This window comes from Streptosporangium oxazolinicum, assembly GCF_039537505.1.
Taxonomy (GTDB): Bacteria; Actinomycetota; Actinomycetes; order Streptosporangiales; family Streptosporangiaceae; genus Streptosporangium; species Streptosporangium oxazolinicum.
The window spans coordinates 155137-169497 of sequence record NZ_BAABAQ010000003.1; the positions used below are offsets into that span (position 1 = coordinate 155137).

14 protein-coding genes are annotated in these 14361 nt (G+C 70.4%); 3 read left to right on the plus strand and 11 right to left on the minus strand.

Annotation, left to right across the window (positions count from 1 at the left end):
- Positions 1-21 precede the first annotated feature (21 nt).
- From ABD817_RS10390 to ABD817_RS10425, 8 genes are all read right to left on the minus strand, one after another.
- Positions 22-1464 (minus strand): WGR domain-containing protein, encoded by a 1443-nt coding sequence (locus ABD817_RS10390; RefSeq protein WP_344917588.1) that lies wholly within the window; start codon positions 1462-1464, stop codon positions 22-24.
- A 66-nt stretch (positions 1465-1530) separates the two neighbouring features.
- Entirely contained in the window at positions 1531-2508 is a 978-nt protein-coding gene (locus ABD817_RS10395) for a phosphotriesterase family protein (RefSeq protein ID WP_344917589.1), read from the minus strand.
- A gap of 167 nt (positions 2509-2675) precedes the next feature.
- Positions 2676-3332, minus strand: coding sequence for a DUF998 domain-containing protein (locus tag ABD817_RS10400; RefSeq protein WP_344917590.1), 657 nt, complete (start codon positions 3330-3332; stop codon positions 2676-2678).
- A 263-nt stretch (positions 3333-3595) separates the two neighbouring features.
- Complete coding sequence (locus tag ABD817_RS10405) at positions 3596-4759, minus strand: 4-hydroxybenzoate 3-monooxygenase (protein WP_344917592.1); 1164 nt, start codon at positions 4757-4759, stop codon at positions 3596-3598.
- Between the two features lie 162 nt (positions 4760-4921).
- On the minus strand, positions 4922-5668 hold the full coding sequence (locus ABD817_RS10410; RefSeq protein WP_344917593.1) for an IclR family transcriptional regulator: 747 nt from the start codon (positions 5666-5668) through the stop codon (positions 4922-4924).
- A 63-nt stretch (positions 5669-5731) separates the two neighbouring features.
- The gene (locus tag ABD817_RS10415) at positions 5732-6175 is read right to left on the minus strand and encodes an SRPBCC family protein (RefSeq protein ID WP_344917594.1); all 444 of its coding nucleotides are present in this window, start codon (positions 6173-6175) and stop codon (positions 5732-5734) included.
- A gap of 23 nt (positions 6176-6198) precedes the next feature.
- Positions 6199-7104 (minus strand): phosphotransferase enzyme family protein, encoded by a 906-nt coding sequence (locus ABD817_RS10420; protein ID WP_344917595.1) that lies wholly within the window; start codon positions 7102-7104, stop codon positions 6199-6201.
- On the minus strand, positions 7104-8552 hold the full coding sequence (locus ABD817_RS10425; RefSeq protein ID WP_344917596.1) for a helix-turn-helix domain-containing protein: 1449 nt from the start codon (positions 8550-8552) through the stop codon (positions 7104-7106). Before ABD817_RS10425 ends, ABD817_RS10420 begins: the two co-directional genes overlap by 1 nt.
- A 230-nt stretch (positions 8553-8782) precedes the next feature.
- Here ABD817_RS10425 and ABD817_RS10430 point away from each other — a divergent pair, with 230 nt between their 5' ends.
- Positions 8783-9067: a hypothetical protein gene (locus tag ABD817_RS10430; protein WP_344917597.1), complete on the plus strand. Its 285-nt coding sequence runs from the start codon at positions 8783-8785 to the stop codon at positions 9065-9067.
- 322 nt (positions 9068-9389) lie between these two features.
- Positions 9390-10127: a glycosyltransferase family 2 protein gene (locus tag ABD817_RS10435; protein WP_344917598.1), complete on the plus strand. Its 738-nt coding sequence runs from the start codon at positions 9390-9392 to the stop codon at positions 10125-10127.
- 10 nt (positions 10128-10137) lie between these two features.
- On the opposite strand, the gene ABD817_RS10440 is transcribed toward ABD817_RS10435, so the two are convergent.
- Together ABD817_RS10440 and ABD817_RS10445 are read right to left on the minus strand one after the other, a co-directional pair.
- On the minus strand, positions 10138-10503 hold the full coding sequence (locus tag ABD817_RS10440; RefSeq protein ID WP_344917599.1) for an STAS domain-containing protein: 366 nt from the start codon (positions 10501-10503) through the stop codon (positions 10138-10140).
- Positions 10504-10590: 87 nt separating this feature from the next.
- The gene (locus tag ABD817_RS10445) at positions 10591-10965 is read right to left on the minus strand and encodes an STAS domain-containing protein (RefSeq protein WP_344917600.1); all 375 of its coding nucleotides are present in this window, start codon (positions 10963-10965) and stop codon (positions 10591-10593) included.
- Between the two features lie 98 nt (positions 10966-11063).
- Here ABD817_RS10445 and ABD817_RS10450 point away from each other — a divergent pair, with 98 nt between their 5' ends.
- Complete coding sequence (locus ABD817_RS10450; RefSeq protein WP_344917601.1) at positions 11064-12305, plus strand: hypothetical protein; 1242 nt, start codon at positions 11064-11066, stop codon at positions 12303-12305.
- A 518-nt stretch (positions 12306-12823) separates the two neighbouring features.
- Here the strand turns inward: ABD817_RS10450 and ABD817_RS10455 are convergent.
- On the minus strand, positions 12824-14179 hold the full coding sequence (locus tag ABD817_RS10455; protein ID WP_344917602.1) for an APC family permease: 1356 nt from the start codon (positions 14177-14179) through the stop codon (positions 12824-12826).
- Positions 14180-14361: the final 182 nt, after the last annotated feature.

The window sequence follows — 14361 nt, forward strand, 5'->3', positions numbered from 1 at the left end:
AGACGTGCTCGCCGGAGGGGATCAGAGCAGGCGCCTGATGTCCCCGTACGCGCGGTAGAAACCTCCCCGCTCGGAGAAGCGGACGCCCTCGACGAGATAGCGGGCCCCGGCCTCGCGGACGTCCTTGGGGAACTGCACGTTCCGCCGCGCGTCGTAGCCCTCGCTGAGGACCCGCACCCGGAGCCGATCGCCCTCGCGGAAACACTCCAGCACCACGCCGTCGCCGGTGTCCGGGACGGTGTCGAACACCACGGTCTCCAGCACGGCGGTGGGCTCCACCACCGTCAGCGCGGCGGACGCCTTGACGTCGACCGCCTCGGGGAGGACGCCGTCCTGGGCAGCCCTGATCGCCTCCTCGGTGGCGTCGATGCAGGCCAGGGTGCCGTCGGTGGTCACGATGTAGAGGCGGTCGTCGAGATACTGCATGGAGAAGGCGGAACCGCAGCCGGTGGCCAGCTTCCACAGGCGGGCGCCGTGCTCGTCGAAGCAGTAGATCGAGGAGTGGTTGTCCCCGGCGAAGACGTACCGGCCGTCGGGGGCGGTGGCGCAGGAGAAGACGGTGGCGTCGCAGCGGTAGCTCGCCAGCATCGCGCCGTCACTCTTACGCAGCCGGTGCACGGCGCCGCGCGCGGTGCCCGCGTAGACCGACCCGGCCTCCTGCCAGCCGAACAGCACCGCGCCGTTGACGGGCGTCTCCCAGACCGGCGCGCCGTCGGCGGCGTCGTAGCGGGCCACCCCGGTGGAGTGGCCGTGGTAGACGGCCTCGTCGTCGCAGCGGACCATCCAGGCCGAGTCACCCCTGCCCTTGCGCGCCCACTGGAACTCGTCCTCGTGGTCGATCGTAGTGATCCGCCCGGCTCGGTCGGAGACGCCCAGCACGCCCTCGTGGATGTCCAGCCAGTAGATGTCGACATCCTCGGCGATCTCGTACGCGACCCTCGGCACCTTGCCGCCGAGGTCGTAGACCTTGCCGTCGTCGGCGCCCGCGTAGATCCAGAAGTCGTCGCCGACGATGCACTTGACCCCGTCGGGCAGCTTGAAGCGGCCGGTGACGGTGCCGCCGTGGGTGACGGTGTAGACGTCGCCGCGCTGGTTGCCGACCCAGCAGCGCTCGGAGTCGACGAAGATGCCGAACGCCGCCGCGCCGCTGGCGAAGCGCCACAGCACCGGCGCCTGGGTGGCGGTGGAGCGGACGCTCTCCACGCTGCGCCGGGTGACCGCGCGGCGCTGGCGCACCCCCTGGACGGCGGGGGCGTAGCCCTTGCGGACCTTCTCGTTGATCTTCTTCGCGGCGGCCGCCTCGGCCTTCGCCGCGCTGGCGAACGCCGACGCCTTGGACTGCCCGGACTCGCCGATGCGGCCGTACCTGATCGTCACCTCGGTCCCGTCGACCACGACCTCGTAGAACTTGTGCGAGCTCCCGCCGTCCTCGGACAGTTCCAGGTAAGTGCTCCGCGCGGCCATGCTCCACCTTCTCGGTCGATCGACTTTCCGGGAGCGTATGGCAGCCGTACGACAAATAGTGAAAAGTCAGGAAAAGTAGCGGCGGGGGTTGTCGATCAGCATCTGGTCCACCTGCGCGTCGCTCACCCCGGCCTCACGCAGGGCGGGGAGCACGTCGTCGTGGATGTGGTCGAAACGCCAGTTCGGCGCGACCAGCGGGATGCCCTCGTCCCAGGCGTCGCCGAAGTAGTCCATGAAGCACGCGCTGTCGTGGCTGAGCACCATCCGGTCGGCGTAGCCCCGCTCGCAGAGCGCGGCGACGGTGGCGACCCGCGACGCCGTGGTGTTGTAGGCGTCCAGCCCGAAGCGGTCCATGCCGAGCGTCGCCCCGGTGTCGGCCAGCCGCATCAGGTGGTCGAGGTCGTTGGAGTCGCCCGAGTGCCCGAGCACGACCTTGGCCGGGTCGACCCCCTCCTTCAGGAACAGGTCCAGGACGAGCAGCCCGCTCCCGGTGGACGGGTTGGTGTGCACCGTGATCGGCACGCCGGTCCGCAGGTGGGTCCGGGCGACCGCCCGGCAGATCCGCTCGACGCCGGGGGTGAGCCCCTTCCTCTCGATCGCGCACTTGAGGAACGCGGCCTTGACGCCGGTGTCGGCGATGCCCTCGACGATGTCGCGGGAGAAGTCCTCGACCATCGGCTCGGGCACGTCCATCATCAGGCCGGGGCCCCGGTACTCGTACTGGTGCGGGACCTCGTCGAAGGTGTAGATCCCCGAGGCGACGACGATGTTCAGCTCCGGCACCTGGTCCGCCACCCGCCGCACGCGCGGGATGTAGCGGCCCAGCCCCCACACGGTCGGGTCGACGACGGTCCGCACGCCCTTGGCCGCCACGGCCTTGAGCTTGGCGACGGCGTCGGCCACCCGGTACTCCTCGTCCCACCACGCGCCCGTGCCGTAGTTGCCGACGTGCTCGGGGGAGAGGACGAAGACGTGCTCGTGCATGAGGGTCTGCCCCAGGTCGGCGACGTCGACGGGGCCTCGGACGGTGTTCACGACCGGCATGCGCGTCCTTCCGGGGGCCGGGGGTTCCGGGGGCGGTCCGACCGGACGGCGATGACACGTACCGAGCGATCGCTTCCCGCGAAGTTAGGCCGGGGCACCGGGACCGTCAACCTGCCACGCCACACGGTTCCACAACCGGCCAGGCACGGGCGGCCGGACACGGGCGATCAGGCGCGGGCGGCCACCGGGAGCGGGTGGCGGGCCCGGCCGCGCCGGGCCCCGGCCACCAGCCCCAGCATGGCCAGCACCGCCACCTCGAAGCCCACCACCAGCCGCTGGGTCACCCCCGCGGGGATGTCGTCGTTGGTCAGGTCCACACCGAACATCCGCACCACGTACGGGAAGACCACCAGGACCAGCACCCCCAGGGCGGCCAGGCTGAGCAGCCGGACGGAGCGGGCGTACGGGCTGGTCGCGTACCGCTTGGCCAGGAGCAGCCCGGCGATCGGCATCGTCAGGAAGGCCACGAACGCCGCGTACCTGTGGATGCCGCCGGACATCGACAGCGGCACGCCGGGCTCGTCGGTGGGGAAGGCTCCGATCAGCAGCATGCACAGGCCCCAGGTCCCGACCAGCAGGGCCGCGGCGCGGTCCTCCCCGCGCCGGGCCAGCATCGCCCCGATGATCGTCGCCGCGACGGCGAAGAGCGTCAGCGACAGGGGCAGCAGCCAGCCGTCCGCCTCGAACGCGTACTCACTGATCACGGTGTGCACCGGGTCGAGGCCGGTGACCACGTGCAGCCCGATCATCGCGACGGCCCCCGCGCCGATCGCCGCGTAGCCGCCGAGGACCATCCCGTGCCGTGTGAACGTCTGGCTTCCCATGCCTCAACGATGGCGACGAGCAAGATCCCGGAGTATCGGAGACAGCCCCCGGCCGCCCCTGAACGGCCCCGGATGCCCTCCGCGGCGGGGTGGTGCCCACCCCCGGGGGATCCCCGGCACATCATGCCCCTGAGCTGCGCGAAAGCCACCGATGGTAGGGCACTCCCCCTCAGGGTCGGCCCGCCGTCCGGCACCCTCACCGGGGCCCGGACGGCGGCGGGGCACGGGCGGACTCAGACGGACTCAGACAGACTCGGACGGGCTCAGACGTCGAAGGGCAGCCCGACGTAGTTCTCCGCGAGCGTGGTCGCGGCGGCCTCGGAGGAGGTCACGTAGTCGAGGTGGGAGGTCTGCAGGCGCCGCCCGTAGGGGTCGTCGGCGTCGAAGGTGTGCAGCAGCGTGGTCATCCACCAGGAGAAGTGCTGGGCGCGCCAGACCCGCTTCAGGCAGCTGGCGGAGTACGTGTCCAACAGCCCGGTGGAGCCCGTCTCGTAGAACTCGGCCAGGGCCGCGGTCAGCAGCCGTACGTCCGCGACCGCCAGGTTGAGCCCCTTGGCGCCGGTGGGCGGCACGATGTGGGCGGCGTCCCCGGCGAGGTAGAGGTTGCCGTACCGCATGGGCTCAGCGACGAACGAGCGCATCGCCGACACGTCCCTGGAGATGATCGGCCCCTCGGCTAGCGCGAACCCCGGGACCGTCTCCAGGCGTGCCCGCAACTCGGCCCAGATCCGCTCGTCCGGCCAGTCGTCGAGCGAGGCGTCCGGGGGAACCTGGAGATAGAAGCGGCTGATCTCCGGGGAGCGCATGCTGTGCAGCGCGAAGCCCCGTTCGGTGCGGGAGTAGATCAGCTCCTCGGACGACGGCGGGACCCGTGCGAGGATGCCGAGCCAGGCGAACGGGTAGTCGCGCTGGAAGACCGACAGGACCCCCTCGGGGATCGACGGCCGCGAGACGCCGTGGAAGCCGTCGCACCCGGCGATGACGTCGCAGTCGAGGCGCTCGCCGCGGAAGGTGAGATAGGGGTCCTTCTCCAGTGAGTGCAGGGCGACGTCGGGGACGTCGAAGAGGATCTCTCCCCCGTCGGCGAGCCGCCGGGCGATGAGGTCCTTGACGATCTCCTGCTGGCCGTAGACGGTGATGGCCCGGCCGGGGACCAGCTTCTCGAAGGCGATACGGTGCCCGGCCCCGCCGTAGCGCAGCTCGATGCCGTGGTGCGGCAGCCCCTCGGCGCGCATCCGGCCGCCGACGCCCGCCGCGTCGAGCACGTCCACCGTGCCCTGTTCCAGCACCCCCGCCCGCACGCGCCGCTCGACGTACTCCCTGCTGCGCGCCTCCAGGACCACCGAGTCGATGCCCCGCAGGTGCAGCAGATGGGAGAGGAGCAGCCCGGCGGGTCCCGCGCCGACGATCCCGACCTGAGTTCGCATGCCCCGAGCATTCCGCACCGCCCACCCGCACACACGATGCCCTTCCGCTCAGCGGAAAACCCCGCATGGCGAAAGCCGGGAGGAAGTCCGCACCCCGGAGCGGGAAGCGGGAAGTGCGGAGGCGGGAAGGGCGGAGGCGACAGCGGAGGTGACCGTGCGCGCTCAGCGGAGAGCCGCGGCGAGGTCGCGGGAGAGGGCGGCGGCCGCGGTCAGCACGGCCGGTGCCAGCCGCCGCGGATCGGCGGTGTGCCGCCAGGCCACCAGTGACAGCGCCGCCACCACCCGGCCGCCCGCCCCCCGTACCGGCACCGCGACCGAGCAGGTGCCCACCGACATCTCCTCCTGCGTGCAGGCGATCCCGGTCCTGCGGACCTCCGCCAGCTCGGTACGGAGCCGCGCCGGGTCCACCACCGTGTTCGGCGCGTGCGGGGTGAGCTCCCCGGCGAGCACCCGCTCCACCGTCTCCGGGTCGGCGAAGGCCAGCAGGACCTTGCCGACCCCGGTCGCGTGCAGCGGCAGCTCCCCCGCCACCCGCGAGACGACCGGCACGGAGGTGGGCCCGCGCAGTCGCTCGACGTACAGCGCCCGGTCGTCGCGGAGCACCGCGAGCTGCACGTTCTCGCGGGTGGCGGCGTAGAGGTCCTCCATGTACGGCAGGGCGAGCTCGCGCAGCTCCCTCGGCTCCGCGGCCTGGGCGCCGATCTGCCACAGGAGCATCCCGACCCGGTAGGAGCCGTCGGGGAGCCGCTCCACGAAACCGCCCTCCGCCAGCTCCCTGACCAGCCGGTGGCCGGTGGCGGGGGGCAGCTCGGCGCGGCGGCAGATCTCGGTGAGCGTGAGCCGCACGTCACCCGGCAGGAACGCGCCGAGGATGGCCATGACCTTCCCGGTGACCGTGGGCGCCCTCACGCGTCCCACCCTAGGGCCGCCGATCCCGCCTCGACGAGACCGGCGGCGGCCACGACGGGAGGCCTAGGAGGTGGACTCCAGGCGGGAGGCGAGGATCCCGGCGCGGGCGAGCTGCACCTCGCGGGCCTTCCTCGCGGCGTACCCCAGCAGCGGCCTCGCCCAGGCGTGCACCACGAGGATGTCCTCGACCTCGGTGCCCCCGTTCTTCTCGTTGAGGGTGAACCGGTAGTCCAGACGCACCCCGCCGGGACTGGCGACCTCGCCCTCGACGGTCCGCGGCGTGCTCCGCAGCGTCACCTTGATCATGTTGTCGTACTTGACGAGGCCGAGGAATCTGAACCGCTCCACCGAGGTGTAACGGGTCTCGGACTCCCCCCGCTCGACGTCCTTGACCGCGACCACCATCGGCGAGAGCCCCACGTAGCTCTGCGGCTGGCTCAGGTGCGCACGGAGCGCCTCCGGAGTGTTCCGGACATGGAAGGTGTTACGCAGTGTGACCTTTGGCATCGTATGCCCCCGTTTGAAGATCTTTACTGCGAGACACTAACGGGTTCGGCCATGTACCAGCGGGCATGTTGCTCACCTCGGGTGAGGGAATTCAGCCTGCGGGGAAGCTCGCGCCGGGAGAAGGGGTCGGCGGCGGCGTTGCGGATGTGGATGCCCACCGCGTAGATGTCCCGCACCTCCATGAGGGTGGAGTATCCCGGCCAGGACCGCAGGTCGCTGCCGTACGCGTCGGCGAAGGCGTCCACGTCGGCGGCGGTCAGGCCGAAGCGCCGCTGGCCGTGGTAGGTGTGGACCAGGTCCCACTCGCGGGGGCCGACCGCGACGCCGTCCCAGTCGCAGAGCACCACGTGGCCGTCCGTGCAGCGCAGCAGGTTGTCGATCCACGCGTCGCCGTGCAGCAGCACCGGCGAGTCCTCCACGCCGAGGTCCGACCAGCGCTCCGTCAGCTCCGCGATGCGGTCGCGCAGCCAGGCCCGCTGGCAGGGGGTGAGCTCTTCGGAGCGGTCCACCGCGCGACGCACCTCGCACAACGGGTCGACGAAGCGCCGCAACGCCACCGGCGGCACCGGCAGCAGGTGCAGGCTGCGCAGGATCTCGCCCAGCTCCGTGGTGGTGGGACGGCCGCTGGCCGGGACGTAGTGCCAGAAGGTGACGACCCTGCCCTCGTGCACCACGGGCTGCTCGGAGATCTCGTCGGCCGGGCGCACCGCGGGGAACCCCTGCTCGGCGAGCCAGCGGGCCACCGCGAGGACCAGCGGCAGCCGGGTCAGCGCGTTGGGAGCGGTGGCGATCCTGACCACGATCTCGCTGCGCAGCTTGAAGACGGCGTTGCTGCGCACCCTCAGCAGCTCCGCGTCCCTGTGGTCGATGCCGAGGTTCTCGCAGACCTCCCGCAGGACGGTGAACGCCTCCTCGGCGAGCGAGTTCATCAGCTGACCGGTGCCGCGCCGGTGACCAGGTCGTTCAGGCGTCGCACCGCCGCCGCCCTGTGTCGGGTCTGCGGCACCTCCGACAGCAGCGCCCGCGCGCGGTTGAGCACGATGGAGGTGCGGTGTTCCGGTGGAACCTGGAGCAGGGCCTTCTCCGCCAGGTGGCAGGCGTCGTCGACCTTGCCGTCGCGGACCATGTGCGCGGCCTGGTCGAGCAGGAGGAGGACCGGGTCGATGGCGTACGGCACCGAGGGCCCGGCCGGTCCCGGCTTCCAGTCGACGTCCTCGCCCAGCTCGATCAGCGTGCCGATCCGGTAGAACTGCAGCCGCCGCTCGGAGAAGCGGAACGCCAGGTGGTCGTGGCCCTCGGGGGGCATCCTGGCGAAGATCCGCTCCGCCTCGGCCAGCGCGACCCTGGCGGCCTTGTGCTCGCCCATCCGGGCCAGCGCCCGCGCCTCCGCCGCCGCACCGAGCGCCGCCGGGGAGCTGGGCGCGCTGCCCGCGAGCATCCTGGCCTCGCGGGCCAGCCGTACGGTCTCGGCCAGGTCGCCGTAGTAGTAGGGGAGCATCGCCTGCTGCGCCCGGACGAGGGCGCGCAGCCGCACGTCGCCCATGTCGTCGGAGGCGTTGCGCGCGGTGCCGTACCAGGCGTGGGCCTGGCGGGTGTCGCCGAGCTTCATCAGCGCGTCGGCCGACAGCAGCGCCAGCATGACGGTGGCGTTGAGCAGGCGGCGCTGGGCCATCGCGGGCTGGCGGGCCAGCGAGAGCGTCCGGACGTCCGACAGCTCCAGCATGAGCCGGTAGAGCATCGGCACCGGCGCACTGCTGATGTACTCGCGCCGGTAGCGCAGCACCTGCTCGTCGAGCCGGTCGAGCTGCTCCTCGGAGACGGTGGCGACGGCGAGCGTACGGTCCAGGTCCTGGCGGGTCCGCTCGACCTCGGCCAGCAGCCGGCCGGTCATCACCGACCGCGAGCCGAGCAGGGCGTGGTGGAACAGCGCCCGCCGCTCGATGTCGTCCTCGGACCGTTCCCGCTCCTCCGTCTGGTACGGCGTGCGGGTCTCCCCTCCGGAGACGACCACGACCTTGGCGCCCCCGCCGTCCTCGCAGTAATCTCCGGCCAGACCTAGCCTGACGGCGTTCGCGCGGTACAGTCGGGCCAGCAGATCGATGGTCTGCGGGCGCGGCCGTGCCCGGTTGTTCTCCCAGGCGTTGAGCAGGTCGATGCTGGCCCGAGCCTCGCCCAGGTCCTGGCGCTCACAGAGCTCCTCCAGTTCCTGTACGGACTGCCTGGCCGACCATCCCCTGGCCAGCCGGTGTGCCTTGAGCAGGCTCACCCCGCAGCAGCCGTGAATGGCCTGCGCGGTCTGCCAGTGGGTCCACTGCCTGGACGTCGCCTGCTCGCGCCAGCGCCGCGCACATGCGGGGGAATGCTCACCTCGGGCCACGGCGCCCCTCCCGGTCGCTGTTTACATAACATTAACAAGCCCGCACCTCAGCGTAAACGCAGCTGTGCGCGGCGTTCCGTTTATTCGTGGTTTCCCCACGGAACATCAACGACTTTCCGGTCTATTCCACTGTTCCTGCGGAGGATTGCGGAGGGACCGATTGCCTCAAGTGCCGCAAAACCGCACTCTGCAGAGAAGCAAGTCACCAGTGTCCGCCAGGAGTGATCCGGATGATGGCAGAGCACGGCGAGGGCATCGACCACCTGCGTCGGTTGGCCGCTCAGTTGGAGGCGCACGCCTTCCAGGTGCGCCTGAGGTCGGCCGCGGGGCTTTATCCACGGCTGCATGTGATCAACCCCATGGCCCCCGCCAGGACCGAGGACGTGCTCGCCGCCCACGAGGAGGACGGCGAGTGGTGGTTCTGGCTGTCCTGGGCGGGGCGCATCGGTCACGCGGAGGACGTCGCGACGGCCGCGGAGCGGGTGGCCAGTGTTCTTCATGTGATCCGGAGATAGGTGATTCTTGGGTCCGGCATGGGTAACACCCGGTGATCAAGCCCAGAATGGAGCGGCACCGTGAAAAGGATCCTGGTCATGCAACGTCCGCGTCCGCCCCGTGAGCCGGTGCCGCTCGATCTGCGCAGCCCCTCGGGTCGCACGCTCCCCTTCTGACGGTCCCTGACGATCCACATCGGGTCGCCCCTCCCCTTGGAGCAGTCGGTGAAGAGACCTTCCCGCTGCCCCCGAGGGGAGGTCAAGAGGCACGATCCTCCATAGCGATAAGGGCTTGCAAGAGGCTTTCAAGTGTTCTGCAGGTGGTTCGTTAGACCTTGTAACCATGAACAGCGCCCCTTTCGCTTTCAGTGTCAGCGTGATCGTCCCCGCCATGAACGAGGCGGAGAACCTCCCCCACGTCTTCGCGACCCTGCCGTCCTGGATCGACGAGGTGATCCTGGTCGACGGCAACTCCACCGACGACACCGTCGCCGTGGCCAAGGCACTCCGCCCGGGACTGCGCGTCGTCACGCAGACCCGCAGGGGCAAGGGCAACGCTCTCACCGAGGGTTTCGCCGCCGCGACCGGAGACATCATCGTCATGATCGACGCCGACGGTTCCACCGACGGCCGGGAGATCCACGCCTTCGTGACCGCGTTGGTCGAGGGCGCCGACTTCGCCAAGGGGTCCCGCTGTGCCCCCGGCGGAGGCTCGGACGACATCAGCCCGATCCGCTCGCTCGGCAACACGATGCTGACCAAGATGACCAACCGGCTGTACGGCACGCGCTACACCGACCTGTGCTACGGCTACAACGCCTTCTGGGCCCGCCACCTCGACGCGCTCGACCTCGACTGCGACGGCTTCGAGATCGAGACCCTCATGAACATCCGCGCCGCCCAGGCCGGCCTCGTCATCCGCGAGGTCCCCAGCCACGAGCGCAGCCGCATCCACGGCGCCAGCAACCTGCACGCCGTCCGCGACGGTCTGCGGGTGCTCCGCACCATCCTCCGCGAGCGCGAGGGGCGCGTCGGCGGCGTCCGGCTGCACCAGGAGCACGCCGGCCACGCCACCGCCTGAACCGGGGGCCTCAGGCCACCTCGAGGGCGTCGGCCACGGAGGGGAGCACCTCGAACACCTGGATCAGACCGGCGAGGTGCAGCCGCCGGGCCAGATTGCCCTGGACGCCGGTGAGGATGACCCTCACCCCCTTGTTCAGGCCCTGGTGACGCACCTGGAGCAGCTCGCCGATCCCGGAGGAGTCGCAGAACGTCAGGGCCGACAGGTCGAGGATGAGCCTCGGCGAGGACAGGGACCCCCAGGCCCTTCCCATCTCCTCGCGCAGCACCGACGTGTGGTAATGATCAAGCTCTCCACTCGCCCGTACGACGAGCGTCGTACCGTGCAGCCCGGAGGTGGCGGTGAAAACCGACTCCGGCTCGTCTCCCACGAACATGACCAACCCTCTGACCGACCCTTTGCCCAAGCAACAATAACTGTCTCATACGGCGCGGATCGCCCTGGCGCGGAGAAGCACACCCGTTCACGTCGCCTTGGGAAACGCCTCCATCGCCTCCTCGACCGTACGCCGGGTGTCGAACAGATCGGCCACCCCGAGACGCTTCAGCCGTCGCCTCATCACGGTGGAGGGGCCGACCAGGACGAGCGAGCCCGCCACCCGGCGGACGCGGGTGAGGGCGTACATGAGCACCCCGTATCCGGTGGAGTCGCAGAAGGTGACCTCGGTGAGGTCGATCACCAGGCGCGGGTGATCCGTCGCTTTCAGGGCGGCGTCGGCCTGCTCCTTCAGGAGCCGGGAAGAGCCGTAGTCCAGCGCCCCCACCGCGTGCAGGGCGGTGAAATGGCGGTGCTTGTCAGCTCGGACGCGGAATCTCTCATCATCTTCGGTCTTCGACATCGGCATCCTCCCCACCTAACGTCCCCGGTGCCCCGGCCGAGGGGTTCTAATCATGACGGGCACGGCCGGACTACGGAGGCATGCGGAACAATGGTGACATGCTGAGAGCGCGCCCGGTGGCGGTCATGGTCGTCGGAGCGCTTCTGATCACCGCGTGCGGCGCGGCCCCGACGGCGCCGGAACCCACCGCGACACCGGGCGGTACGGCCTCGCGGACCCCCGCCGCCCCCGGCTCCACCTCCCCGGGCCCCGTGCCGCGAGACCCCTCGGCGAGTCCCGTGGCGACCGGGGCGGTGGCCGCGTCCGCCGAGTGGACGGCCGTGGAGGGCGCGAGACTGCCGGGCGGCACGGCGCTGCTCGACGTGGCGGCGACCGGGCCCCGCGACGCCTGGGCCGTCGGATACCAGGACAGCGCGGAGGATCGGGAGGGCACCCCCGCCGTCCTCCGCTGGAACGGGAGCCGCTGGCGGGAGATCTCCCTGGGCCGGGAGACCGGCGCGCACCATCTGGAGGCGGTCGGCGCGGCCGGGCCCGACGACGTGTGGGTGGCGGGCAACGGCCCGAGCGCGTTCGCCGCGCACTGGAACGGGCGGGCGTGGGCTCCGCACCGGCCCTTCGGGGTGGCCGAGGACTACCGGCTGGCGGACGTCGCGACGGGCGGCGGCGACACGTGGTTCGCCGCGAACGGCCCCTCGGGCGCGGTCGTCCTGGAATGGGCGGGCGGCGAGTTCCGCAACGTGCTGAGCACCGGGGGCACCTTCGAGGCGATCACCTCCGGGAAGGGGCACGTCTGGGCGGTGGGGACGAGCGAGACCCGGACCCCGCTGGTCTGGCACGGCACGGCCGGATCGTGGGAGAGCCTGCGGACGCCCCCGATCCCGGGCGGCCGTCTCAGCGGGGTCTGGCAGGTCTCGCCGTCGGAGGTGTGGGCGGTCGGGCAGGTCTCGGCCACCCCGGAGGCCCCGCCTGACGCCCGGACCGGCGGCGAGGGGGCGCGGCCGCTCGTCGTGCGCTGGGACGGGACCCGCTGGACGCGGGTCGAGGTGCCGATCTCCCGGGGGAGCCTGCACGGGGTCACCGCCTCCGGCCCCGGCGACCTGTGGATCAGCGGCGTCGACGCCGACCACGCCGGGCAGGTGCTCATCCTCCACTTCGACGGCACCACCTGGTCACGCGAGTACGGTCCGCTGTTTCGTGCCTACACCGCCACCCAGCAGTACGACGAGACCGACGACGTCGGCGGCACCGTCCTGGCCCGGGTGCCGGGCGGCGACGCGCTGTGGGCGGTGGGCTCGGTCGGCGTGGGCGACGACGAGAAGGCGTTCGTGCTCCGCCGCTGAGGCTCCCGAGGCCACGAAGATCCTGAGCCGCCCCTGAGCCCGCTGAAGACCCTGAGCCCGCTGAAGACCCTGAGCCCCGCCGAGACCGTCAGCGCCTCCCGCACGGCCTTCCCATGCGGCCTTGCCGCACGGCCCTCCCGTGCGGCGCCGAGGTCTCGGGCTTGGAACAAACGGTGACCCTGCCGGAAACATAGGACTCCTAGTCTGCGGACATGGCGGACTATTTCTCCCAAACGCCACAGCAGAGCCCTCGACGCCACAGCCGGGACACCGGAGGTCAGACCTCCCTCTCCAGCGTCCCCAACGCCGCCCCACGTCCGCGCGATCCCGGCACACCCGAGCCCCGTCCGGCCAGTACAGATCAACACATACTTGGTAAAAAATCAGTGAAAAAGTCGGTCAGTTGACGTAGTCTCTCTCAAACTCCAACAAAGAGGGAGTATCACATGAAAAAGGTTCTTATCCTCCAAAAGCCCCGGCCGCCACGGAAACCCATCGCTCTGGACCTCCGCACCCCCTCAGGACGGGCTCTGCCCTTCTGAGCTCTGCCCTTCTGACAGGAAGAGCCGGTTGACGAACCAGAGGACCACCCCGATCACGAGCAGGACCGCCGCGCGGAGATAGACGTCTCCGCCCCTGCCGGTGATGGGGAGCGCCAGGACGAAGCAGACCACCGCCCCCAGGACCGGCATCCAGCTCGGCGCCCGGAAGTGATCGTGGTCCACCCGATCCTTGCGGAGGACCAGCACGGCCACGTTGACCAGCGTGAAGACGCACAGCAACAGCAGCACCGTGGTGTCGGCGAGGTCGCCCACGTCGCCGGTGGCGACCAGCACCGCCGCGACGCCCACGGTGAAGACGATGGCCACCCACGGGGTGGACCGCGTCGGATGGACCGACGCGAAGACGCGCGGCACGATTCCCTCCCGCGCCATGCCGTAGACCAGGCGCGAGGCCATGAGCATGTTGATCAGCGCGGTGTTGCCCACCGCGAGCAGCGCGATCAGGGCGAACAGCTTGGGCGGGAACGTCAGCCCGGCGACCTTGACGACCTCCAGCAGCGGACCGGACGAGTCGGTCAGCGTCTTGGTGTCGACCAGCATGGTCGCCGTGAACGCGACCCCCATGTAGATGATCGCCGCGACGGCCAGGCCGCCGAAGAGCGCGCGGGGGAAGTCTCGCTGCGGCTCCTTGGCCTCCTCCGCGAGGTTGACCGAGTCCTCGAAGCCGAGCAGCGCGTAGAAGGCGAGGGCCGTACCTCCCAGGACGCCGAGGAAGGCGCCGTTGGCCGGGTGGAACTCCAGGGCCCGCCCCGGGTCGCCGTCGCCGGACAGCAGGGCGAAGATCCCGATCGCGATGATCACCAGCAGGCCGAACGCCTCGATGATCGTGAGCACCACGTTGACCTTGATGGACTCGGAGATCCCGGCGAAGTTCACCAGCGCGATCAGGCCGAGGAAGATGAACGCGCCGACGACCACCGGCAGCGTGACGAACTCCCCGAGGTAGTCGCCGCCGAAGGCCCGCGCGGCGGCACTCGCCGAGGTGATCCCGCTCATCAACACCGCGAACGCCACGATAAATGTGACAAAGGGAATGTTAAACGCTTTGTTCGCATATAGCGCGGCACCGGCTGCCTGAGGATATTTGCCGACAAGTTCGGCATAAGCGGTCGCCGTCAGCGCGGCCAGCACGAAGGCCACGAGAAAGGGCACCCACAGCGCCCCGCCGACCTGTCCGGCGACCTTCCCGGCCAGGGCGTATATCCCCGCGCCGAGGATGTCGCCCACCACGAACACGAGCAGGACCTTGCGCCCGATGACCCGCTTGAGCGAGTGCTGACCGGAACCGGGATCGACGATCGCCTCAGCCATACCCCGCCCTTACCCAGCGCGGGGGCGAAATCACATCAGGTCACACGAGTCACTGCTGTAAGTGCCATGAAAGTGATCCGCAAGGAAAGCTGCCTACAGTCCCAACTGTCACGAAATGCAATGAAAGGCAGAAATGTTCCGCGCCCTCTCTCCTCGCCGCCTCGCCGTCGCCGCAGCGGGAG

What these genes read in the sequence shown, in the direction of transcription:
- ABD817_RS10395 (WP_344917589.1), bottom strand. Translation starts at nt 2,508, where the DNA reads ATGCCGGTCGTGAACACCGTCCGAGGCCCCGTCGACGTCGCCGACCTG.
- ABD817_RS10445 (WP_344917600.1), bottom strand. Translation starts at nt 10,965, where the DNA reads ATGTCGAAGACCGAAGATGATGAGAGATTCCGCGTCCGAGCTGACAAG.
- ABD817_RS10405 (WP_344917592.1), bottom strand. Translation starts at nt 4,759, where the DNA reads ATGCGAACTCAGGTCGGGATCGTCGGCGCGGGACCCGCCGGGCTGCTC.
- ABD817_RS10430 (WP_344917597.1), top strand. Translation starts at nt 8,783, where the DNA reads ATGATGGCAGAGCACGGCGAGGGCATCGACCACCTGCGTCGGTTGGCC.
- ABD817_RS10450 (WP_344917601.1), top strand. Translation starts at nt 11,064, where the DNA reads ATGCTGAGAGCGCGCCCGGTGGCGGTCATGGTCGTCGGAGCGCTTCTG.
- ABD817_RS10390 (WP_344917588.1), bottom strand. Translation starts at nt 1,464, where the DNA reads ATGGCCGCGCGGAGCACTTACCTGGAACTGTCCGAGGACGGCGGGAGC.
- ABD817_RS10455 (WP_344917602.1), bottom strand. Translation starts at nt 14,179, where the DNA reads ATGGCTGAGGCGATCGTCGATCCCGGTTCCGGTCAGCACTCGCTCAAG.
- ABD817_RS10415 (WP_344917594.1), bottom strand. Translation starts at nt 6,175, where the DNA reads ATGCCAAAGGTCACACTGCGTAACACCTTCCATGTCCGGAACACTCCG.
- ABD817_RS10400 (WP_344917590.1), bottom strand. Translation starts at nt 3,332, where the DNA reads ATGGGAAGCCAGACGTTCACACGGCACGGGATGGTCCTCGGCGGCTAC.
- ABD817_RS10440 (WP_344917599.1), bottom strand. Translation starts at nt 10,503, where the DNA reads ATGTTCGTGGGAGACGAGCCGGAGTCGGTTTTCACCGCCACCTCCGGG.
- ABD817_RS10420 (WP_344917595.1), bottom strand. Translation starts at nt 7,104, where the DNA reads ATGAACTCGCTCGCCGAGGAGGCGTTCACCGTCCTGCGGGAGGTCTGC.
- ABD817_RS10435 (WP_344917598.1), top strand. Translation starts at nt 9,390, where the DNA reads ATGAACAGCGCCCCTTTCGCTTTCAGTGTCAGCGTGATCGTCCCCGCC.